Raw genomic sequence first — 21,288 nt, 5'->3', positions numbered from 1 at the left:
CTCAATTGTCCCCATATCCCGGAGCCGGTCGTGAGTGAGTAGCCGCTCCCTGACGCGATTGCATAAAGCGGTCGAGGCATTCGGGCAAGTTTGTTAACCAATCAAGAGCTATGAACGGAGTTTTACCGCGCGTGATCGGCGGGAACTTGCCGATAGCGCGCATCTACTATCAGTCTGACACAACCCCGGGTGGTGGCAGGTCTTCGGTCAGGGGCCAGTAGAAATCAGGGGGCAATCCGGCCTCGGCGCGCTTCTCTTCGTTGAAGGGCGGTTTCAGTGCACCGTGGAAATAACGGCGGACAAGGGCGTGGAACACATCCTTGGGATCGGCATTCTCGCGCCCGCACAGGAAGTGGAACCATTTCGAGCCATAGGCGACGTGACCGACTTCCTCCGCATAGATCACCTCAAGCGCGGCTATGGCGTCCTTTACGCCCGCTTTACGGAAGATGTCGATCATGCCGGGTGTCACGTCGAGCCCACGTGCCTCGAGCACCATGGGCACCACGGCAAGACGGCCCATCAGGTCTTCGGCAGTATCCTCGGCCGCGCGCCACATACCGGCATGGGCGGGCAGGGCGCCATAATGGCTGCCCATCTGTTCGAGACAGTCGCACACCATCTCGAAATGGCGCGATTCCTCCTCGGCGCATTTCACCCAGTCGTCGTAGAATCCGATGGGCATGGGCACATGGCCGAACCGGGCGATAATGTCCCAATGCAGATCCACCGCGTTCAGCTCTATATGGGCGACGGCGTGTAAAAGGGCGATGCGACCAGCTTCGGAACCCGGCCTGCGGCGTGGAACGTCGCGTGGGGATAACAGTTCGGGCTTTTCTGGTCGCGCGGGGTATAGCGGAGGCTCGGCTGTGCCAATCTCGATCTCAAGGGCTTCGCCCTTTCGGGCGGCGAACCAGGCGGCGGCATGTCGTTTTGACAATGCGGTTTTTTCGCGCCCGTCCGCAGTGGTCAGAACCTCGGTCGCCATTTGGGCTAATGTCTTGGCCACGTCTTTTCCCGCCTTTGCTGCCTTCCGCGCGGGTCATACCCTTGATGCCCGCGCGGGTCGAGAGGGTCAGAGTGCGCGTACGGCCTCCAGCACCTCATCCACATGGCCGGGGACTTTTACCTTGCGCCAGACACGAGCGATCTTGCCGTCGGCATCGATCAAGAAGGTCGAGCGTTCGATGCCCATGGATTTGCGGCCATACATGTTCTTTTCCACCCAGACGCCGTAATCCTCGCATACGGTCTGGCCCTCATCCGACAGCAACGGAGTGGTGAGGCCATGCTTGGCGACAAACTTGTCATGCTTGGCAACTGTATCGCGCGAGATGCCGAAAACGTTAGCGCCTGCATCCGCAAAGGCCTGCAGTTGTTCTGAAAAACCGATGGATTCCTTGGTGCAGCCCGGCGTATCATCGCGGGGATAGAAAAACAGAACGACTGCGCGGCCACGCTGTTCCGACAGGGATACCTCGCCGCCGCCGTCGCGGGGCAGAGTAAAGTCGGGGGCGATGTCTGAGACTTCGGGCATATTTGAACTCCGGCTGAGAAATTAACGGTTGTCATTTATCATAGGGCACCGTTGGCAGGTTGAAAGGCGTGGGACGCAAATTGGTCCAGCAAGAACAGCAGGATGACACGAAGGCGGATAAGAATCCCCGCCGTCGGTCGCTGCGTCGAACCGCCGGGCTGTGGACGCTGCGCGGCGTCTTCGTCCTTGTGTTTCTGGCGCTGATTACCGGCTTCATGGTGATCGGTCAGCGTATGCACGCGCCAGCCTGGTTGCGTGACCGGGTGGAAACAAGGCTGGATCAGGCGCTGGGCGGTGTAAAAATAAAGTTCGGTGACGTCAGTTTCATCATTCATGAAGGCTGGCGTCCGCGATTGCGCCTGACCGATGTGCGCATCAGCGATGCGGCCGGTCAGCAGATTGCCGAGGTGTCGGACCTGCGGGCCAGTCTTTCGATGCGCCCGCTGCTGCGTGGTCACGTGCGGCCAAAACGGATTATCCTTCAAGGCGCGCAGATTGCGCTGACGCGGGGCATTGACGGGGCGCTCTCGCTGACCGTCGGTGCCGGCAGTGCTCCGGTTGGCCAGGCTCCGAACCTCGCGAAGCTGATCGAGAGCGCGGATGACGTATTCCAGTCGCCCGCGTTGTCAGCCCTGACCTCGGTTGAGCTAGACGCAATCACGCTGGACTATCAGGATCTGCGACTGGGCCGGTCCTGGGTTCTGGACGGCGGACGCGTGCAGGCCACCCGAAGCGCGGGCGAGGTTCGGCTGGCCACAGGTTTCTCGGTACTGGCCGGGCGGGATTACGTCAGCACGATCGAGGCAAACTACACCAGCTCACTGGGCAGCCCGGCGGCGCGGTTTGGCGTGTCGATTACCGATCTGCCCGCCGAGGATATTGCTGGTCACAGTCCGGCACTGGCCTGGATGCAGGTGCTCAGAACTCCGATCTCGGGCGCATTGCGTGGAAGCGTTGATGCCGAGGGCGCGCTGGGGCCGGTTTTTGCGACGCTCAATCTAGGCGCGGGCGCGGTGCAGCCAACGCCCGAAACGACGCCGATCAAGTTCGATGCGGCACGTACCTATTTCACATATGATCCAAATCAGCAGGCGCTTGATTTCAATGAGGTTTCGATCAGGTCTGCCTGGGGTACGGTGCAGGCGGACGGCAAGGCATTTCTTCAGGGGGTCAAGGCTGGCGGTTTGGAAAGCATGTCGGGGCAGTTTCGCCTGAGCGGGATTGAGATCAACCCGGCCAATCTGTTTCCCGAAGCGCTGAACCTGACGCGCGCAAATGTGGATTTCCAGATGAAACTGGCGCCGTTTCGGATGCAGCTGGGGCAGATGACTGTCGAGGATGGTGAACATCATGCGCGTCTGAGCGGGTCTCTGGCGGGGCTGTCCGATGGCTGGGTGGCTGAGATAGATGCCGAGATCGATCAGATGAACTCCGATCAGCTGTTGAAGTACTGGCCCGAACTGCTGGCGCCGAAACCACGCCTCTGGGTTACCGAAAACCTGTATTACGGCGAGATGTCGGATCTGGATTTTGCTTTGCGGCTGCGCCCCGGCGAAAAGCCCGACATCTATGCGGATTTTGAGTTCGAAAACACCGAAGTTCGGTTTGCCAAGACGCTGCCGACCATTCAGAACGCGCAGGGGCAGGCCAGCCTGCTAAATCGCCGTTTTACGGTTTCGGCACAAAAGGGAATCGTTGTCGCGGATGAGGGGGGGACGGTTGATGCCTCGGGGACCTCGTTCATCATACCGGATACCAGCATCAAGAAAACCACGCCGGGTATCGCGCGGGTGCAGGCCAGTGGCAGTGTGACGGCCGCCCTGTCTCTGCTGGACAGGCCGCCGCTGCAACTGCTGACCAAGGCCAACCTGCCGGTTGATCTTGCGGATGGCCACGTCAGGCTTGGCGGGACTCTCTCATTGCCTCTGAAAAAGGGGCTGAAGTTCCAGGAGGCCCGGTTCCATTTCACCGGCGAACTGTCGAATCTGGACAGCAGTAAGCTGGTGCCCGGATTTGAGGTCAGCGCTGATCGCCTGAGCCTCAGCGGCGATCAGACCCAAGTCGCCATTGATGGCGAAGGACTGTTCGGGGCGGTGCCGGTCGAAGCCCTCTGGCGACAGCCCATCGACGGCGAAACCCCTCAGCAGAGCACGCTGACAGGCCAGATCGAGCTGTCGCCCCTGCTGATGGAACAAATCAATGCGGGTCTGCCGCGCGGGATGCTGACGGGCGAAGGGACCGCTGATTTCAGCCTGAGCCTTGGCGCGGGTGAACCCCCGCGCCTGACGGCTGAGTCTGATCTGGTGGGTGTCGCGCTGGCCATTCCCGAGCTTGGTTGGCGTAAGCCAACGAATGTCAGCGGCACGTTGACGGCCCAGGCCACTTTGGGCGCGCTGCTCAGCGTTGAGACTCTGCGGATCGAGGCAGCGGGATTGCGGACCAATGCAGCGATTTCATTCCGCAACGGTGCGTTTGACAGGGTTCGGTTCAGCTCGTTCGAACTGGGGGACTGGCTTGCGGTTCCGGCCGAGCTGGTCGGGCGCGGCGCCGCGCTGCCGGATATCCGCGTGTTGGGCGGGGTGCTCGATCTGGGTAAATCCACCATCGGCGAGGGCGGCGGCGGAGCTGGCGGATCAGGGCAGGGGCCAAGGCTGGATGTGACGCTGGACCGGTTGCAGGTCACTGAAACGGTCGCACTAACCGGTTTGACGGGTTCGTTCCAAACCACCGGAGGGCTGACCGGAAGTTTTGCCGCGCAAGTCAACGGTGGCGCGCCACTCCGGGGGCAGGTCACCCCGCGTGCGTCGCGATCAGCGGTCGGGCTGACGTCGGACGATGCGGGTGCTGTCCTGCGTTCTGCCGGGGTGCTGACACAGGCGCGCGGCGGGTCGATGCAATTGCAACTTGATCCGGTCGCCGAGCCGGGAAATTACGATGTCGACCTGAAGATCAGAAACACGCGGATCACAGACGCCCCGGCCATGGCCGCGATATTGAATGCGATCAGCCTGGTGGGGTTGCTGGATGAAATGGCCGGCCAGGGCATTTTCTTTTCAGCCATCGACAGCAAAATGCGCATTACTCCGACCGAGGTGAAAGTGTTGAGCGGCAGCGCCGTCGGCCCCTCGATGGGGCTGTCCTTTGACGGCACCGTCAACACCGTGGCCGGAGTACTGAACCTGCGCGGAGCGATCTCGCCGATCTATCTGGTCAACGCGATCGGCAGCGTGCTGACCAAAAAGGGCGAGGGGATCTTTGCCTTCAACTACACGTTGACCGGCCCGTTGACCGACCCGCAGGTTTCGGTCAACCCGCTGTCGGGTCTTGCCCCGCTGTTTCTGCGCAACCTGCTGCGCGAACCTGCGCCAACCGTTTCGGATGGCCCGAACGCAACGCCCGACCGGTCCGGTGACCCGCACCCGACCCACCAGTCGCGGGGCGAGGATCGTTGATCTGAGCGGTGGCCGAATCTGTCGGGCCGATGTATGGCGCGGCCATGAAACTCAGCGATTTTGATTTCCACCTGCCTGAAGACCTGATTGCCACGCGGCCCGCCAGTCCGCGGTCGTCGGCGCGCCTGCTGCTGGCGCAGGGCGATGTCCAGATGGATCGGCATGTGTTCGACCTGCCGGACATTTTGCAGCCCGGTGACCGTCTGGTGCTGAACGATACCCGCGTGATCCCCGCGCGGCTCAGTGGTCGCCGCCACCGGGACAGCGCACAAGGTCCGGTCTCTGCCGCGATCGAAGCGACGTTGCTGGACCCGCAATCAGATGGCTGCTGGGCTGCGCTGATCAAGCCGTTGAAGAAGATCAGGCCCGGCGAAGAGATCGTGTTCTCGGACGATCTGAGCGCGACACTGGCCCGGGTCGCCGACGGCCAGGCCTATCTGCGCTTCAATCTGACCGGAGAGGATTTTGACCGCGCATTGGAGCGGGCCGGGGCGATGCCATTGCCGCCCTACATCGCGGCGAAACGTGCTGCGGACGAACAGGACAAGACCGATTACCAAACTGTGTGGGCGCGGAATTCCGGTGCTGTCGCAGCCCCGACGGCGTCACTGCATTTCGATGACGCATTGTTGGCGAAGCTGGCTGCGCGTGGCGTCGCGTTCAGCCATGTAACGTTGCATGTGGGCGCAGGCACGTTCCTGCCGGTCAAGGTCGAAGATGTGACCACTCACAAGATGCACGCCGAATGGGGGCGGGTCAGCGCGCAGGCCGCTGCCGAGATTGCCGCGACCAAAGCGGCGGGCGGGCGGATCATCCCCGTGGGAACCACGGCCTTGCGCCTGATCGAAAGCGCGGCGCGGAGCGGAAGGATTGAACCGTGGGAAGGTGAGACCGACATCTTCATCTTCCCCGGCTTTCGGTTTCACGTCGCCGATGCCTTGATGACCAATTTCCATCTGCCAAAATCCACGCTGCTTATGCTGGTTTCGGCGCTGATGGGGCAGCAACGGGTCAAAGCGATCTACGATCACGCTATCGCCTGCGAGTATCGTTTTTTCTCGTATGGCGACGCGTCGCTGTTGATCCCGTAGTCGTATCTTTACCATCCGCGCCGCCACAATGTCGTAGACAGGCGCGACGCGGATGATAATTGATTGCAAAGCGAACAGAAAACCACGTCAGCAATTTTGGATAGGCAGAATGCTTCAGGTTCTTTCCAGCGCTTGGGCGCTTCTTCTTGGAATGGGATTGCTGATGGTCGGCAACGGCCTGCAAGGCACGTTGCTGGGCGTACGCGGCGAGATCGAGGGATTCTCGACCTTCGAGATGTCTTTCGTGATGTCGGCCTATTTTGTCGGCTTCCTGGGAGGGTCGCGTTTGGCACCCGAGATGATCCGGCGCGTGGGGCACGTGCGCGTTTTCGCAGCGCTGGCGTCGTTCATCTCTGCCGTCATGATCATGTATCCGATGCTGGCCGATCCGGTTGCATGGTCGCTGGGTCGTGTGGTGATCGGATTTTGTTTCTCGGGCGTGTACGTGACCGCCGAAAGCTGGTTGAACAACGCGGCCAATAACGAGAACCGGGGGCAGGCGCTGTCCCTCTATATGATGGTGCAGATGACCGGGGTCGTGAGTGCGCAGGCGTTGCTGCTGGTCGGTGACCCCGCCGGATATGAGACATTTGTTATCGCATCGATTCTGGTTTCGGTCTCGTTCGCGCCTATTCTGCTGTCCATCTCTCCGACGCCTGCCTTCGATACGACCAAACCGATGACCTTGCGCCAGCTGATGGAGACATCGCCACTGGGCTGTGTCGGTATGTTTTTGCTGGGCGGAATATTCTCGGCACAATTCGGGATGAGCGCCGTCTATGGCGCTCAGGTGGGGTTGAGTCTGGTCGAGATTTCGACCTTCGTCGCGGTGTTTTATATCGGCGCTGTCGTCCTGCAGTATCCTCTGGGGTGGATGTCCGACAGAATGGATCGCCGCCTGCTGATCATGCTGGTCGCCGCCGTCGGCGGGGTAGGCGCTGTGATCGGCATGATGCTGGGCGTCACTTTCACCATGCTTCTCGTAGCTGCCTTCATGATCGGGGGCATGACAAGCCCGCTCTATTCACTGTTGATCGCCTATACCAATGACTACCTGGAGTATGACGATATGTCGGCAGCTTCAGGCGGTCTGGTCTTTATTAACGGCTTGGGCGCAATCGCAGGTCCAATTATCACCGGTTGGCTGATGGGGGCTGGCGTGCTCGGACCACAAGGCTTTTTCCTGTTTATAGCAACACTGATGTTCATCATGGCCGCGTATGCTGCCTACCGGATGACCCAGCGCGTCTACAAACCTGTGGATGAGACTGGAACAATTGCGGCGATCTATCCGACATCGTCGCCCGTTGCTTTGGAAGTCGCGCAAGAAGTTGCCATCGAGGCGGCACAGGACGAGCAGGATGCGCAGGAACCCGCTTGAGCGCCGGAAATGTGACTTTTGTGTTGCAATATGTTACTGTCACAAATCTGTAAAAGAGATTTTAATGACGTTACGTCCTGGGGAGGACAATTACGGAGTCTAGGGCAATGGTTGGTCCTGAAGAAGTATTGAGTTTTTGGTTAGATGAGGTTGGCCCCGAGGGGTGGTACCTGCAAGATGAGGCGCTGGACGCGCGGATTCGGGATAGATTTCTTAAAACATGGGAAGCCGCGTGTGAGGGTAAATTCTCGCTCTGGCTAACCTATCCCAGCGGATCGCTGGCCTATATTATCCTTATGGATCAGTTGCCTCGCAACATGTTCCGGGGAAGCAAACAGGCCTTCGCATCGGACCGGGCGGCGCTGGCGGCTGCGAAATGCGCGGTCGACAAGGGCTGGGATCTGAAGATCGACGAACCGGCGCGGCAGTTCTTTTACCTGCCGATGATGCACTCGGAAAACCTGTGCGATCAGGAGCGCTGCGTGCGCCTCATGATCGAGCGGATGCCGGAAGGCGGCGACAGCAATCTGTTGCACGCCCGGGCGCATCGCGAGGTGATCCGAATGTTCGGTCGTTTCCCATATAGAAACGATGCGCTGGAACGCCCGACCACTGAACACGAAGCCGCGTATGTCAGCAATGGCGGTTACGGGTCGACAGTGCGAGAGTTGCAGGCCGCGACTTAAGTCGCGGGCTCGCATCCTTTCACGGTCAGAAGCTGATCGGTGATGGTGTCGGCGGACGTCGTGATGGCGTAGTCAATCAGGTCTTCCGGGTTGTCGACAAGGTTCGCAAGACGGGCCTGTGTATCTTCAAGCTTACCTTCCAGATTGCTCAGCCGCTGCAGGGCGGTGCCCAACTGTTGACGGGTTGTCGTATCAAGCTGTGTCCCCTGACTGAGCGAGGCCAGATCGCTGCGCAGCGCAGTCAGTTCCCCACGAATACCCTGCGCCTGCTCGCGCAACGGTGCCACCAGCTGCAGGTTCTCCGCAAACCCGGTTCGGATATGGTCGACGGATTGCGCAAGTTTCCAACCCAGGAAAAGGCACAACGCCAGCAGGATCAAAGTTGCGTTCAAAAGAGCGAGCAGTAAATCTTTGAGCGTTTTGGCCATGATACGCCTTTCGAAAACCGGGAATGTTAAAAACAGATGGTTGCTGAGGTCTCAGTTCTAGCCTTTGCGCGGGTGCGGGTATAGGCTGAAATCAGCTTGATATTGGTGATCTTACCCCGCGTCACATATGTCGCGGGCTCTGATGTTGATGCGTTGTAAAAAATAGTTTAACGGTAAACTAGTTTTTGAACCGATCTGTGCCGAGAGGGAAACATGGCTGCACAATCCTATGATCTGATCGTAATCGGGGCTGGCCCCGGTGGCTATGTGGCCGCTATTCGCGCGGCGCAGCTGGGCCTGAAAACCGCCGTTGTCGAGCGTGAACATCTGGGCGGAATCTGCCTGAACTGGGGTTGTATCCCCACCAAGGCGCTTCTGCGCTCGTCCGAAGTGTTTCATCTGATGGAGCGGGCCAAGGATTTTGGCCTGAAAGCTGACAAGGTCGGTTATGATCTGGACGCGGTGGTCAAACGCTCGCGCGGTGTAGCGGCGCAGCTTTCCGGCGGCATCGGTCATTTGCTCAAGAAGAACAAAGTGACCGTGGTGATGGGTGAGGCGATGATCCCCGCGAAGGGCAAGGTCAGCGTCAAAACCGACAAGGGCATGGAAGAACTGACCGCAAAGAACATCGTTCTGGCCACCGGCGCGCGTGCGCGCGAGCTGCCGGGGCTCGAGGCCGATGGCGATCTGGTCTGGACCTACAAACACGCGCTGCAACCGCCCCGGATGCCCAAAAAACTGCTGGTCATCGGCTCAGGCGCGATCGGGATCGAATTCGCCAGCTTCTACAATACGTTGGGCGCGGATACGACCGTGGTTGAAGTGATGGATCGCGTTTTGCCGGTCGAAGATGCCGAGATCAGCGCGTTTGCGAAGAAGGCCTTCACCAAGCAGGGTATGACCATCATGGAAAAGGCGATGGTCAAACAGCTGGATCGCGGCAAAGGCAAGGTCACCGCCCATATCGAGGTCAAGGGCAAGGTCGAAAAACACGACTTCGATACCGTGATCTCGGCTGTGGGCATTGTCGGCAATGTCGAACACCTCGGGCTAGAGGCTTTGGGCGTCAAGATCGATCGCACTCATGTCGTGACGGATGAATTCTGTCGCACCGGTGTAGACGGGCTGTATGCGATTGGTGACATCGCCGGCGCGCCGTGGCTCGCACACAAGGCCAGCCATGAGGGTGTCATGGTCGCGGAACTGATCGCCGGCAAGCACGCACATCCAGTCAAACCCGAGAGCATCGCAGGCTGCACCTATTGCCAGCCTCAGGTCGCTTCGGTCGGGTATAGCGAAGCCAAGGCCAAAGAGTTGGGCTATGACATCAAGGTCGGACGCTTCCCGTTCATCGGTAATGGCAAGGCCATCGCGCTGGGTGAACCTGAGGGGCTGATCAAGACCGTGTTCGACGCAAAGACCGGTGAACTGCTCGGCGCCCATATGATTGGTGCCGAAGTGACCGAGCTGATTCAGGGGTATGTGGTCGGCCGGCAGTTGGAAACCACCGAAGAAGACCTGATGAACACGGTCTTCCCTCATCCGACTCTGTCAGAGATGATGCACGAGAGCGTTCTGGATGCCTATGGGCGCGTGATCCACATGTAAGGGAAGGGGGCTCTGCCCCCGCCGCGGCAAGCCGCGACTCCCCCGGAGTATTTTTGGCCAGATGAAGCAGGCGGCCGCTCTTCATCTGGCTATAAATATCCCGGAGCGCGAGGCAGAGCCTCGCAAGACCCGGACTTATTTCTTGGTCAGGGCCTCCAGAATACGCGCCCATGAGCGGATACCCTTGTGGAAGCTCTTGACATCGTATTTCTCGTTCGGCGAATGGATCGCATCGTCGTCATTGGCGTAGCCGACCAGCATCGAATCCAACCCCAGGACCGTATTGAAGTACCCGACAACGGGAATGGAGCCGCCCATACCGGTGAAAACGGCCTCGCGTTCCCATTCGTCTGAAAGTGCACTGCGGGCGGCTTCGAATTCTGGGCGGTCGAGATTCATGACTGAGGCGGGCGAGCCTTCGAGATCGTTGTCCCAGACCACTTTGGCATCGGGAGACAGCCGATCTTCGACGTGTCTGCGGATTTTGTTGCGCAGCGCATCCGGGTCCATATCGCCGACTAGGCGGCAGGTGATCTTGCAATGTGCCTCGGATGGGATCACGGTTTTGGAGCCGGCGCCGTTGTATCCGCCCCAGAGGCCGTTCACTTCGAGCGTCGGACGTGCCCACTGCTGTTCCAGCGTTGAATATCCTTTTTCGCCATGGGGCTCGGAATAGCCAACCGAGTTCAGATATTCCGCCTCGTCGAACCCACAGTTCTGCCACTGGCGCAGTTGCTCGGCAGGGACCTCGTGCACGCCTTCGTAGAAACCGTCGACCGCCACGCGTCCGGTTTCTTCGTCGTAGAATGAGGCGACGATACGCGACAGCTCTCGCAGTGGGTTCAGACCGGGGCCGCCATAGTGGCCGGAATGCAGGTCGATGCGCGGGCCGGTGATCGTGAACTCGTCTTTCAGCATACCACGCAGTTGCGACGCGATCGATGGCACGCCGCGCGAGACCATCGAGGTGTCACAGACCAGAGCAAGATCAGCCTGAAGCTCGGCTTTGTTTTCCTCAAGGAACGGCACCAGCGAGGGCGATCCGGATTCCTCCTCGCCTTCAAAGAAGAAGGTGATACGGCAGGGCAGAGTACCATGAACAGCTTTCCACGCGCGGCAGGCTTCGACGAAGGTCATCAGCTGGCCCTTGTCATCCGAGGAGCCCCGACCGCGGATCACTTGCCCGTGCACGGTGTCTTCCAACGCCGGATCGAACGGGTCGCGGTTCCACAGGTCCAGCGGGTCAACCGGTTGCACATCGTAGTGACCGTAGAACAGGACATGCGGTCCTTCACTGCCCTCACCAACATGGCCAACGACCATGGGGTGGCCCGGAGTTTCACGCTTTTCCGCCTTGATGCCGATACTTTGCAGATCGGCCACCAACCAATCTGCGGCCTTGTCGACATTCTCTTTAAATGCCGGATCAGTCGAAATTGAGGGGATACGCAGGAACTCCATCAGGCGATCGATAGAGGTGTTCAGATCGGTATCGATCCGGCTGAGTACGGCGTCAAGCGACATGGGGCTCTCCTGAAAGGTCTGGTTTTGGCGCAGAGCCTAGCAGCGCAGACGGGGCCGTCCAGCACGTTTTGCCTGCAAAGCGGGCGAAATTGCCTGCGTCGTTTCCTCGCGTCTGGTTGCCGTAACTTTACTTGTCGTGCTGCGCCTTACCCGGTATTTGATGCAAATCAAAGTTGGGTTCACCGGTTCGGCTGTAGGCAGTCCGGATAGAGGAACGCGAAGCCATGTAAGCGCATGATTTGCTGAGTGGCAAAAAAAGTCGTTCGGATATAGTATTATCCGGGCATCCAAGGAGGGTCCGTTGGACTACACTGCTCAGCTCGATACAGCGATTGCCAGGCTGCATGACGAAGGACGTTACCGGACCTTTATCGATATTGAACGCCGCAAAGGGCATTTCCCGCACGCGGTTCGGACCTGCCCTGACGGGTCGCAGCAGAATATCACCGTCTGGTGTGGCAACGATTATCTGGGCATGGGGCAGAACCCCGTTGTGCTGGACGCCATGCACGAGGCGGTGGATGCCGCCGGTGCAGGCTCGGGCGGCACCCGCAACATTTCAGGCACGACCGTTTACCACAAACAGCTTGAAGCCGAGTTGGCGGATTTGCACGGCAAAGAGGATGCGCTGCTGTTCACCAGTGCCTATATCGCCAATGACGCAACGCTGAGCACGTTGCCCAAGCTGTTCCCCGGCCTGATCATCTATTCCGATGCGCTGAACCATGCGTCGATGATCGAAGGCGTGCGTCGCAATGGCGGTGCCAAGCGTATCTTCCGTCACAATGATGTGGCTCATCTGCGTGAATTGCTTGAGGCCGATGATCCGGCTGCGCCCAAGCTGATCGCTTTTGAATCGGTCTACTCGATGGATGGCGATTTCGGCCCGATCGAAGAAATCTGCGATCTGGCCGATGAATTCGGCGCGCTGACCTATATCGATGAGGTCCATGCGGTCGGTATGTATGGCCCGCGTGGTGGTGGTGTTACCGAACGTGACCGTCTGGCTCATCGCATTGACATCATCAACGGAACACTGGCGAAAGCCTACGGTGTTATGGGTGGTTATATTGCCGCCAGCGCCAAGATGTGTGACGCCATCCGGTCTTACGCGCCGGGCTTCATCTTTACCACGTCGCTACCGCCTGCGGTCGCAGCAGGGGCGGCGGCTTCGGTTGCTTATCTCAAGCGCACACCGGAACTGCGTGAACAGCATCAGACACAGGCAAGTATCCTTAAGCTGCGCCTGAAGGGCCTTGGGCTGCCGCTGATTGATCATGGCAGCCACATCGTGCCGGTGATCGTCGGTAACCCTGTGCATACCAAGATCCTCAGCGACCGGTTGCTGGAAGACTATGGCATTTATGTGCAGCCAATCAATTTCCCGACCGTTCCGCGTGGTACTGAACGGCTTCGGTTCACGCCGTCACCAGTGCATGGGCCTGACGAAATGAACCGTTTGGTGCAGGCGATGGACGAACTTTGGTCACATTGTGCGCTAAATCGCGCCGAACTTGCCGGATAACCTCACGCCAAAGTGTGCAACGAGTTTGCTGCGTGTTAGGCTTACGCTAACAAAAGAGATGGACGAATCGTTATAGGGGCGATTCGCCGTTGGCGTGTAACACGCGACAGGCAAAGATGGGGCAGCAGGAATGATTGGGCGCAGATCACAGCGCGATTCCGAAGAAGACATGGACGTCAGACCGAAGGGGTTTGATGACTATGAGGTACGGCTTGGTGATGTCATGCGCGGCGAACGCGCGACGATGGGCAAGTCTCTTCTGGACGTGCAGCGCGAACTGCGGATCAAGGCCAACTACATCGCCGCCATCGAAAATGCCGATCCCGATGCCTTTGACACACCCGGCTTCATCGCGGGGTATGTGCGTTCTTATGCCCGCTATCTGGGCATGAACCCGGATGAGACTTTCTCGACTTTCTGTCAGGAAAGCGGTTTCGAAGTCGCTCATGGCATGTCGGCCGAGGCATCGGTGGTCAAGAAGCCTCAGGGTGGTCTGCCGACGCGCGGGCCGATGGGGCGTGATCCGTTTATCTCGCCCAGCACGCCATATATTCCGGGCCGCGAATCCGTTGTTAGCCAGATTGAACCGCGCGCTATTGGATCGACCCTGGTGCTGCTCGCGGTAATTGGCGGCATCGGTTATGGCGGTTGGTCGGTGCTGAACCGTATTCAGCAAGTTCAGGTCAGCCCGGTCGAGCAGGCGCCTGTCGTGCTGACCGATCTCGATCCGCTGGACGCCGCTCAGACCCGGCCTGAGCGCGATCAGCTTGCCAGCGCCGGGGCGCCAAGTCCCGAGGCGCTGGATCGTCTGTATCGTCCGCAGGCTCTTGATGTGCCGGTGTTGGTCGCACGCGACGCACCGATATCTACCCTTGACCCACGCAATGTCGGAACGTTCCGCGCGCCCGAGCCTCCGCAGATTCAGGTAACCGAGGTTCATACGGTCGAACGCCCTGCATTACCTCAGGTGGTGGAAAAACTGGATACAACGCTGAAGATCGTCGCCGTGAACCCCTCGTGGATGCGGGTCACTGCGGCTGATGGCAGCGTGATCTTCGAAGGCACGCTCGGCACGGTCGAGCAGGGCAGCACATTCGAAGTTCCGCTGACCGAAGAGCCGCCGCAATTGCGTGCCGGTGCCTCGGGGTCAGTCTATTTCTCGATGAATGGTGAGCACTTTGGCCCGGTCGGCGCACCCGGTACGGTGACAAAAGGCGTCGTTCTGTCGAAAGATGCCGTTGCCGAAAGCTATGCGGTCGCCGATCTGGAGGCGGAACAGAACCGCGCGCTCAAGCAATTGGTGGCCGAGCTGCAGACCGAGGCGACAGAAGCGCCCGCCGAGTAATACGGGCATTGCGACCCGTGGGTTGCCGGACTATCTAAAGCACAACTCAGACTGATCCGGACCCGTCCTCATGTCCCTTAATCACGTGCGCCCGTGGCGCGATATCTATCGCCGCAAATCCCGTCAGATCATGGTCGGCAACGTGCCCGTAGGGGGCGATGCGCCCATTGCCGTGCAGACCATGACCAACACGCTGACCACCGATGTGGCCGCCACGGTCGCGCAGGTGCAGGCCGCGGCTGAGGCGGGCGCGGATATTGTGCGGGTCTCGGTCCCCGATGCGGAATCGTCGAAGGCGTTGAAAGAGATCGTGCGCGAAAGCCCGGTGCCCATCGTGGCCGATATCCACTTTCACTACAAACGCGGCATCGAAGCGGCCGAGGCCGGTGCCGCCTGTTTGCGCATCAATCCCGGCAATATCGGCGATGAGAAACGGGTGAAAGAGGTTATCAAAGCGGCGCGCGATCATGACTGCTCCATCCGGATTGGCGTGAACGCGGGTAGTCTGGAAAAGCACCTGCTTGAGAAATACGCCGAACCGTGCCCCGAGGCGATGGTGGAAAGCGGGCTCGAGCATATCCGCATTCTTGAGGACAACGATTTTCACAACTTCAAAATCAGCGTGAAGGCCAGCGATGTGTTCCTGTCGGCGGCTGCCTATCAGGGAATTGCAGAGGCCACCGATGCGCCGATCCATCTGGGCATCACCGAGGCCGGGGGGCTGGTCAGCGGCACGATTAAATCCGCCATCGGGCTGGGCAACTTGCTGTGGATGGGGATCGGCGACACAATCCGCGTCAGCCTGTCCGCCGATCCGGTCGAAGAGGTCAAGGTTGGCTTTGAAATCCTGAAATCTCTGGGCCTGCGCCATCGCGGCGTGAACATCATCTCGTGCCCGTCCTGCGCGCGGCAGGGGTTCGACGTGATCAAAACAGTCGAGGCGCTGGAGCATCGGCTGGAACACATCAAGACCCCGATGAGCCTGTCGATCATCGGTTGCGTTGTGAACGGCCCCGGTGAGGCGCTGATGACCGATGTCGGCTTCACCGGCGGCGGCGCGGGTTCTGGTATGGTCTATCTGGCGGGCAAAGCCAGCCACAAGATGTCGAACGACCAGATGATCGATCACATTGTAGAAGAGGTCGAGAAGAAAGCGGCGGAACTGGATGCGGCCGCCGAGGCGGCGGAGTAGGACCGTCGTGTTATAGCGGCCGTTGATTGGGTGATTGCTAGGGCTGCACGCGGACGGAGCTGCCAATCGCGTTGCTAAGGCGAAGAAACGCTGAGCTACTCTTCGAACTTCGGATAAATGAACCCGTTTACCGGGTAGTGACTGCCATACCGCCCCGGTTGGCTTTCGACCCGGACCAGCGTCCAGTCGTTGTTTTTGGATACGTCCCTGACGCCCATTTTCAACGAGACCTTGTTGCGGTGCCAGTTGGCGTGGTTAATGATCACTTCGCGCTCGGTGACAATGTCGGATACGACGGCCACATGGCCCAGGGGCATTCCTCCGGTGGCGCGAAACGACATGACCGCACCGACAACCGGTTCATTCCCCCGGCCAAAGCTGTTGCGCGCCTTGCCCCACCAGTCTTTGGCGTTTCCGCGAATCTGGATACCGCTAAGGTCCCGCGCGTAAGGCACGCACCACACGCGTTGTCCCCGGGCGTGCTTTCTTGAAACCTCTTGCAGGGCTGCTGCCTGACGTTCCGGATCAAGATCCGCATCGTCCGGGTTCTGAGCGCAGGCCGAGACAAGAGCAATCAACCCCAGCACAACAGACGCGCGGGTGATGCCGGACAGGAGCGGCCAAAGTGTATTCGCTTTGCTCATGCTGATTTGCAAGGAACTTCATTGCCGGTTTGAGTGGTGCCGAAGTTTTAAGGCGATCTTGTGCGCTGTGGAAAGAGGCCGCCGATCGACCGGCAATAATTTGCCTGTTCCTAGCGGTACGTTCGGTCAGAGCCCGGGCTTGAAATTCGTTCGGCTCCTGCATCGACGTGAAATCGGGGCGGGCCTGCCGCCCCTTTGTCCTTACCCTTGTTCGGCGCGTACGCCATTTGCAATTTGCAACATCTGGTCAGCGGGCAGGAAGCCGCGCAGCATTTCGGTGCCCAGAACGAAGGACGGCGTGCCGGAAATCCGCAGTTTTTGCGCCAACGCGCGGGTATTTGCTATTTCTTCGGTGACTTCATCGCTGTCCATGGCGGCGACGATCGCGTCGCTGTCCAGTCCCAGCCCGTCCGATATACGGCGCAGAGTGACTTCGGACGGTTCACCGCTGAAGGCCAGCAGCGCGTCATGGACCTGCTTGTACGCATCGTCTCCGGCCACTTGCTTGGTTGCGATGGCGAAGCGGGACGATACGACCGAGGCGTCGCCAAGGATGGGAAGCTCTTTGATGACAAGCCGGATATTGCCATCGGATTCCAGCAGAGTGGCCACTTCGGGCACAGCGCGACGGCAATAGCCGCAGCGATAATCCATGAACTCGACCAGAGTGATGTCACCGTCAGGATTACCGCCCACCCAGCTATAGCCGTCATTGAACAGTTCATCCGCATTGGCGGCGACGAGGTCCTTGTCGGCGGCGGCCTCGGCAGCGGCGTTGCGCTCTTCGAGGATGTTAATCGCCTCGATGATCACTTCGGGGTTTTCCAGAAGGTATTCGCGCACCTGTGCGCCAAACTCGGCCTTTTCGGCGTCGCTCATCGCGTTCAGATCCAGCGCGTGCGCCGGGCCGGTGATCAGGGAAAGACCCAACAGGGCCGGTGCAGCATGTCTCAGGATCATTTCCGATTCCTCTTTTTCTTCTTTTTCTCGCGCTCCGAGGCAATCAGCACATCCTGCGCCCTTTGCCAACCCGGAGAGCCTTCGGGGAGCTGTGCAACAGCCCGTTTCGCATGTATGCCTGCATCGGCAAGGCGGCCCTGCAGCGCATAGCGTTCTGCCGTTACGGTGGACGCCATGCCAGTGTTGCCCACCTGCGAATAGGCAGAGCCCAGGTCACGCATGAGCCGGGCGTTTCTGTAGTCCCGAGCACGTGCTTTTTCAAGCACTTGCAGGGCTTTCTTCGTTTGCCCATCCGCCAGCAGGGCCCGCCCGTAGCCCGCAAGAATCAGGGCATTATTAGGTGCCATCTCTACTGCCGCGCCATAGGCGTCAACAGCTTCGTTCACGCGTCGGTTCTCAAGCAATATCTGACCTTTCAACTCGTAGAAAAACGGGTCGTCTGGCCGGATTTCCAATGCGCTATCTATCGCGGCACGAGCCCGGGTCAAATCACGGTTCTGGTGATGGGCCGAAGCTTCGCGCATCATGCGGATGTCGCGATCCTTCTCTTCCGCCGCGCGGCGCAGCGTCCAGGTTGGGGATCGCAGAAAGGCCGACAGCTTGCCTTTGACGCGGGCGAACCAGTAGTCGGCATTGGCGTTCTGCTTCGTCTTGTCCCCGAACTCATCCAGGAACGCTTCTGCGGCGCGCAGGCGTTCACGACTGGTCGGGTGCGAGCGCATGTATGGGTCCTGATTGACTGGGTTCAGCAGTTCCTGTCCTGCGAATTTGCGGTGCAGGTTCACCATCCCGCGCGGAGAGATGCCGGCCCAGCGCAAATAACTGGCAGCACTTCGATCGGCCGAGGCCTCTTCGGCGCGCGTATGGCCCAGAAAACTGCGCAGTGCTGAGGCTTGCGTGCCTGCGGCGATGCCTGCTGCGGCCTCTCCGCCACCAGCGGCGGCGGCAGCCAGTGCCAGAAGCGTCCCGAGCTGCGCATTGCGTTGCGCCGCGCGCAGGTTCTCCGACCGTCGCGCCAGATGGCCGTTGGCGATATGCGCGGCCTCGTGTGCGATTACGGCCTGCAGCATCTCGGGCGTATCAACGCTCAGGATCAGGCCGTAGTTGATATAGATGGTGTTATAGTCGATCACGAAGGCGTTGAACGTGCCGTCATTGACGACCAGAACCCGGACGCGGTTGGTGTTCAGCCCGGCAGCCCGCAGGACCGGAAAGGCAAGCTCTTGAAGCCCGTGTTCGATGTCGGGATCGCGGATCAGGCTTTGGGCGCTGGCCTGCATTGCGCTAACCAGCCATGTCGCCACCATCAGCAACACGGCCGGGATTGACGCCAGCCGGGATAAGCGTTCAAAAGCCATGGCCGCAACATGGGAGATGGCCATGAGAAACTCAACCCGTTCCGGGGTCGATCCCTTCATCGTGATGGACGTGATGGAGGCCGCGCGCAAGGCGGAAGAGGCCGGGCGGCATGTCGTTCATATGGAGGTTGGCCAACCGGGAACCGGTGCGCCGAAAGGGGCGACCGAGGCTTTGGCAAAGGCCATGGAACAGGGGCCACTGGGATATACGGTGGCTTTGGGTTTGCCCGCGCTCCGGCAACGGATCGCGCGGCTGTATGGCGAGTGGTATGATGTCGATCTCAACCCTGATCGGGTGGTGATCACGCCGGGATCTTCGGGCGGATTTCTGCTGACCTTCACGGCGCTGTTCGACAGTGGCGATCGGGTAGGGATAGGGGCGCCGGGATATCCGTCTTACCGGCAAATTCTGAAGGCGTTGGGCCTGGTGCCGGTCGATCTGCCGACCGCACCGGAAAACCGCCTGCAACCAGTGCCTGCCGATTTTGCCGGGCTTGATCTGCAGGGTCTGATGGTTGCCTCACCCGCGAACCCGACCGGGACGATGCTGGATCACGCGGCGATGCAGGCGCTGATCGAAGCCGCACAGGGGCAGGGCGCATCCTTCATCAGTGACGAAATCTACCACGGGCTGGAATACGAAGCCAAAGCCGTCACTGCGCTGGAGCTGACGGATGAGTGCTATGTGATCAACTCATTCTCCAAGTATTTCTCGATGACCGGCTGGCGTGTTGGCTGGATGGTTGTGCCCGAAGATCAGGTGCGCGTGGTCGAGCGGATTGCCCAGAACATGTTCATCTGTGCGCCCCATGCCAGTCAGGTTGCGGCGCTGGCTGCGATGGATTGCGAAGCGGAACTGCAGGCCAATCTGGATGTCTATCGCCGCAACCGTCTGTCGATGATGGAGGGGTTGCCCCGGGCCGGGTTCACCAATATCGCGCCGCCGGATGGGGCGTTTTACGTTTATGCGGATGTCTCGTATTTGACGCAGGACAGCCGTGCCTTTGCAGCCGAAATTCTGGACAAGGCCGGTGTGGCGGTCACGCCGGGGCTGGATTTCGATCCGGTGCGCGGGCACACGACGCTGCGGTTTTCCTATGCGCGTTCGACCGAAGACATTCAGGATGGGCTGGATCGGCTGCAGCGTTTTATGGCCGAGCGGGGCGCGATCCCGCAAACGGCCTAAGGCGTTCACAAAGGCGGGGTTATACGATAGGCTCTGCCTCGAACGATCTCGGGATAACTTGAGGCCATGAGCAGGATTTTCTACGCACTCGCCCTGATCTGGGCGCTGACCGGTGCTGCTGTCGCGCAGGACTTCAGCGCACTTGCACGCGCCCTTCCGGAGCAGAGCCGCATCGTCGATGAGGGCAATACCGGGGTGCGGCTGGACCTTGGCCTCAGCCAGGGTGTGCCATACCGCGTGTTCACACTCCGCGATCCCTACCGGATCGTGCTGGACTTTCAGGAGGTTGACTGGTCCGGGCTGAACCGCGAGGCGTTTCTTAGGACTAGTCGGATCAGCAGTATCCAATACGGGGCCTATGTGCCCGGCTGGTCGCGTCTGGTGCTGGAGCTTGGTGCGCCGCTGGCGGTCGAAACCGTCGATCTGCGTGTTGATGAGACGACGGGCGCCGCGCATCTGTCCCTTCACCTGAAAGGGACCGATTTTGACAGTTTCGCGGCCAGTGCGGGTGCGCCCCGCCAGCCGGGGTGGGACCTGCCGGAACCTGCGGTGATACCCGCGTTGCCGCAGCGCGACGGTACGCGGGCTTTGCGGGTCATGCTGGACCCCGGTCATGGCGGCATTGATCCGGGGGCCGAGGTTGCCGACACCAATGAAAAGACCCTGATGTTAACTTTTTCCCGCGAACTGCGCGAGGCGCTGCTGCGTACAGGTGGCTTCGAGGTGGTGATGACGCGCGTTGACGATCAGTTCGTGTCGCTGGAACGACGCATTGCACTGGCGCATCGCGCGGGGGCTGACGTGTTCATCTCGTTGCACGCGGATTCCCTGTCAGAAGGGCTCGCTCACGGGGCAGTGGTCTACACCCTGTCGGAAGAGGCGTCGGACATTGCCAGCCGAAAGCTGGCCGAACGGCATGACCGGAGTGATCTGATTGCGGGCGTTGATCTGAGCGGCTCGGACGATCAGGTCGCAGATGTGCTGTTGGATCTGGCCCGGCAAGAGACCAAGCCGCGCAGCACGGCACTGGCGCAGTCGCTGGTCGACGGCATGGCGCAACAGGGCGGGCCGATGAATCGCCGTCCGCTGCGGTCTGCGTCGTTCTCGGTGTTGAAAGCCGCGGATATTCCATCGGTTCTGGTCGAACTGGGGTTTTTGTCCAGCCCGCGTGACCTGAAGAATATCAGTGATCCGGGCTGGCGGGCCTCCATGGCGCACGGGCTGGTGCTGGGGCTCGAGAACTGGCGGCAGGACGATCTGGTGAAACGATCACTGGTTGGTCAATAACGTAGCGGCGCAAAACGGCCATTGTAGCCTTTCGTGTTTTGACCCTGCGGGGGGGCGACACTATATAGGCGGCACCGCGAGTAA

General features: G+C 59.9%; 17 protein-coding genes. 10 read left to right on the top strand and 7 right to left on the bottom strand.

Annotated features, from left to right (window positions below; translation table 11 throughout):
• Window positions 1-169: 169 nt before the first annotated feature.
• Together RA27_RS06915 and RA27_RS06910 are read right to left on the bottom strand one after the other, a co-directional pair.
• On the bottom strand, window positions 170-988 hold the full coding sequence (locus RA27_RS06915; RefSeq protein ID WP_039536142.1) for a ferritin-like domain-containing protein: 819 nt from the start codon (window positions 986-988) through the stop codon (window positions 170-172).
• A gap of 87 nt (window positions 989-1,075) precedes the next feature.
• On the bottom strand, window positions 1,076-1,537 hold the full coding sequence (locus tag RA27_RS06910; RefSeq protein ID WP_039536140.1) for a peroxiredoxin: 462 nt from the start codon (window positions 1,535-1,537) through the stop codon (window positions 1,076-1,078).
• A 68-nt stretch (window positions 1,538-1,605) separates the two neighbouring features.
• Here RA27_RS06910 and RA27_RS06905 point away from each other — a divergent pair, with 68 nt between their 5' ends.
• From RA27_RS06905 to RA27_RS06890, 4 genes are all read left to right on the top strand, one after another.
• On the top strand, window positions 1,606-4,989 hold the full coding sequence (locus tag RA27_RS06905) for a DUF3971 domain-containing protein (RefSeq protein ID WP_241484011.1): 3,384 nt from the start codon (window positions 1,606-1,608) through the stop codon (window positions 4,987-4,989).
• A 44-nt stretch (window positions 4,990-5,033) separates the two neighbouring features.
• On the top strand, window positions 5,034-6,080 hold the full coding sequence (gene queA / locus RA27_RS06900; RefSeq protein WP_039537103.1) for a tRNA preQ1(34) S-adenosylmethionine ribosyltransferase-isomerase QueA: 1,047 nt from the start codon (window positions 5,034-5,036) through the stop codon (window positions 6,078-6,080).
• Window positions 6,081-6,189: 109 nt separating this feature from the next.
• Window positions 6,190-7,461: an MFS transporter gene (locus tag RA27_RS06895; RefSeq protein ID WP_039536133.1), complete on the top strand. Its 1,272-nt coding sequence runs from the start codon at window positions 6,190-6,192 to the stop codon at window positions 7,459-7,461.
• 107 nt (window positions 7,462-7,568) lie between these two features.
• Window positions 7,569-8,147, top strand: a complete 579-nt coding sequence (locus RA27_RS06890) for a DUF924 family protein (protein ID WP_039536130.1) — start codon at window positions 7,569-7,571, stop codon at window positions 8,145-8,147.
• Here the strand turns inward: RA27_RS06890 and RA27_RS06885 are convergent.
• Window positions 8,144-8,575, bottom strand: a complete 432-nt coding sequence (locus RA27_RS06885; RefSeq protein WP_039536127.1) for a hypothetical protein — start codon at window positions 8,573-8,575, stop codon at window positions 8,144-8,146. The genes RA27_RS06890 and RA27_RS06885 overlap by 4 nt on opposite strands.
• A gap of 213 nt (window positions 8,576-8,788) precedes the next feature.
• On the opposite strand from RA27_RS06885, the gene lpdA reads away from it, so the two are divergent.
• The gene (lpdA, locus tag RA27_RS06880; RefSeq protein WP_039536124.1) at window positions 8,789-10,183 is read left to right on the top strand and encodes a dihydrolipoyl dehydrogenase; all 1,395 of its coding nucleotides are present in this window, start codon (window positions 8,789-8,791) and stop codon (window positions 10,181-10,183) included.
• Between the two features lie 135 nt (window positions 10,184-10,318).
• Here lpdA and RA27_RS06875 read toward each other — a convergent pair whose 3' ends face one another.
• Window positions 10,319-11,707, bottom strand: a complete 1,389-nt coding sequence (locus RA27_RS06875) for a dipeptidase (RefSeq protein ID WP_039536123.1) — start codon at window positions 11,705-11,707, stop codon at window positions 10,319-10,321.
• Between the two features lie 301 nt (window positions 11,708-12,008).
• Here RA27_RS06875 and hemA point away from each other — a divergent pair, with 301 nt between their 5' ends.
• The 3 genes from hemA to ispG all read left to right on the top strand — a co-directional run bounded on the left by hemA (window position 12,009) and on the right by ispG (window position 15,769).
• Window positions 12,009-13,232, top strand: a complete 1,224-nt coding sequence (hemA, locus tag RA27_RS06870) for a 5-aminolevulinate synthase (RefSeq protein ID WP_039536121.1) — start codon at window positions 12,009-12,011, stop codon at window positions 13,230-13,232.
• A 130-nt stretch (window positions 13,233-13,362) separates the two neighbouring features.
• Window positions 13,363-14,577, top strand: coding sequence for a helix-turn-helix domain-containing protein (locus tag RA27_RS06865; RefSeq protein WP_039536119.1), 1,215 nt, complete (start codon window positions 13,363-13,365; stop codon window positions 14,575-14,577).
• A 70-nt stretch (window positions 14,578-14,647) separates the two neighbouring features.
• On the top strand, window positions 14,648-15,769 hold the full coding sequence (gene ispG, locus RA27_RS06860) for a flavodoxin-dependent (E)-4-hydroxy-3-methylbut-2-enyl-diphosphate synthase (protein WP_039536117.1): 1,122 nt from the start codon (window positions 14,648-14,650) through the stop codon (window positions 15,767-15,769).
• A gap of 95 nt (window positions 15,770-15,864) precedes the next feature.
• On the opposite strand, the gene RA27_RS06855 is transcribed toward ispG, so the two are convergent.
• The 3 genes from RA27_RS06855 to RA27_RS06845 all read right to left on the bottom strand — a co-directional run bounded on the left by RA27_RS06855 (window position 15,865) and on the right by RA27_RS06845 (window position 18,755).
• A complete protein-coding gene (locus RA27_RS06855; RefSeq protein WP_052265186.1) occupies window positions 15,865-16,413 on the bottom strand; it encodes a CHAP domain-containing protein in 549 nt (182 codons plus the stop codon).
• Window positions 16,414-16,614: 201 nt separating this feature from the next.
• A complete protein-coding gene (locus tag RA27_RS06850; RefSeq protein WP_039536116.1) occupies window positions 16,615-17,373 on the bottom strand; it encodes a DsbA family protein in 759 nt (252 codons plus the stop codon).
• A complete protein-coding gene (locus RA27_RS06845; RefSeq protein ID WP_039536114.1) occupies window positions 17,370-18,755 on the bottom strand; it encodes a M48 family metalloprotease in 1,386 nt (461 codons plus the stop codon). Before RA27_RS06845 ends, RA27_RS06850 begins: the two co-directional genes overlap by 4 nt.
• On the opposite strand from RA27_RS06845, the gene RA27_RS06840 reads away from it, so the two are divergent.
• Entirely contained in the window at window positions 18,754-19,917 is a 1,164-nt protein-coding gene (locus tag RA27_RS06840) for an aminotransferase class I/II-fold pyridoxal phosphate-dependent enzyme (RefSeq protein WP_039536112.1), read from the top strand. The two genes, RA27_RS06845 and RA27_RS06840, sit on opposite strands and share 2 nt — an antisense overlap.
• Window positions 19,918-19,983: 66 nt before the next feature.
• The gene (locus RA27_RS06835; RefSeq protein ID WP_039536111.1) at window positions 19,984-21,204 is read left to right on the top strand and encodes an N-acetylmuramoyl-L-alanine amidase; all 1,221 of its coding nucleotides are present in this window, start codon (window positions 19,984-19,986) and stop codon (window positions 21,202-21,204) included.
• The last annotated feature ends 84 nt before the right edge of the window (window positions 21,205-21,288 follow it).

The organism is Ruegeria sp. ANG-R, assembly GCF_000813985.1.
Lineage (GTDB): Bacteria > Pseudomonadota > Alphaproteobacteria > Rhodobacterales > Rhodobacteraceae > Ruegeria.
The sequence above is the reverse complement of the archived record's forward strand: the minus strand, read 5'-3'. Positions and strand labels throughout refer to the sequence as shown.

Coding starts and splice junctions, on each gene's coding strand:
- RA27_RS06915 (WP_039536142.1), bottom strand. CDS start 988: ATGGCGACCGAGGTTCTGACCACTGCGGACGGGCGCGAAAAAACCGCA.
- RA27_RS06910 (WP_039536140.1), bottom strand. CDS start 1,537: ATGCCCGAAGTCTCAGACATCGCCCCCGACTTTACTCTGCCCCGCGAC.
- queA (WP_039537103.1), top strand. CDS start 5,034: ATGAAACTCAGCGATTTTGATTTCCACCTGCCTGAAGACCTGATTGCC.
- RA27_RS06895 (WP_039536133.1), top strand. CDS start 6,190: ATGCTTCAGGTTCTTTCCAGCGCTTGGGCGCTTCTTCTTGGAATGGGA.
- RA27_RS06890 (WP_039536130.1), top strand. CDS start 7,569: ATGGTTGGTCCTGAAGAAGTATTGAGTTTTTGGTTAGATGAGGTTGGC.
- RA27_RS06885 (WP_039536127.1), bottom strand. CDS start 8,575: ATGGCCAAAACGCTCAAAGATTTACTGCTCGCTCTTTTGAACGCAACT.
- lpdA (WP_039536124.1), top strand. CDS start 8,789: ATGGCTGCACAATCCTATGATCTGATCGTAATCGGGGCTGGCCCCGGT.
- RA27_RS06875 (WP_039536123.1), bottom strand. CDS start 11,707: ATGTCGCTTGACGCCGTACTCAGCCGGATCGATACCGATCTGAACACC.
- RA27_RS06865 (WP_039536119.1), top strand. CDS start 13,363: ATGATTGGGCGCAGATCACAGCGCGATTCCGAAGAAGACATGGACGTC.
- ispG (WP_039536117.1), top strand. CDS start 14,648: ATGTCCCTTAATCACGTGCGCCCGTGGCGCGATATCTATCGCCGCAAA.
- RA27_RS06855 (WP_052265186.1), bottom strand. CDS start 16,413: ATGAGCAAAGCGAATACACTTTGGCCGCTCCTGTCCGGCATCACCCGC.
- RA27_RS06850 (WP_039536116.1), bottom strand. CDS start 17,373: ATGATCCTGAGACATGCTGCACCGGCCCTGTTGGGTCTTTCCCTGATC.
- RA27_RS06840 (WP_039536112.1), top strand. CDS start 18,754: ATGAGAAACTCAACCCGTTCCGGGGTCGATCCCTTCATCGTGATGGAC.
- RA27_RS06845 (WP_039536114.1), bottom strand. CDS start 18,755: ATGGCCATCTCCCATGTTGCGGCCATGGCTTTTGAACGCTTATCCCGG.
- RA27_RS06835 (WP_039536111.1), top strand. CDS start 19,984: ATGAGCAGGATTTTCTACGCACTCGCCCTGATCTGGGCGCTGACCGGT.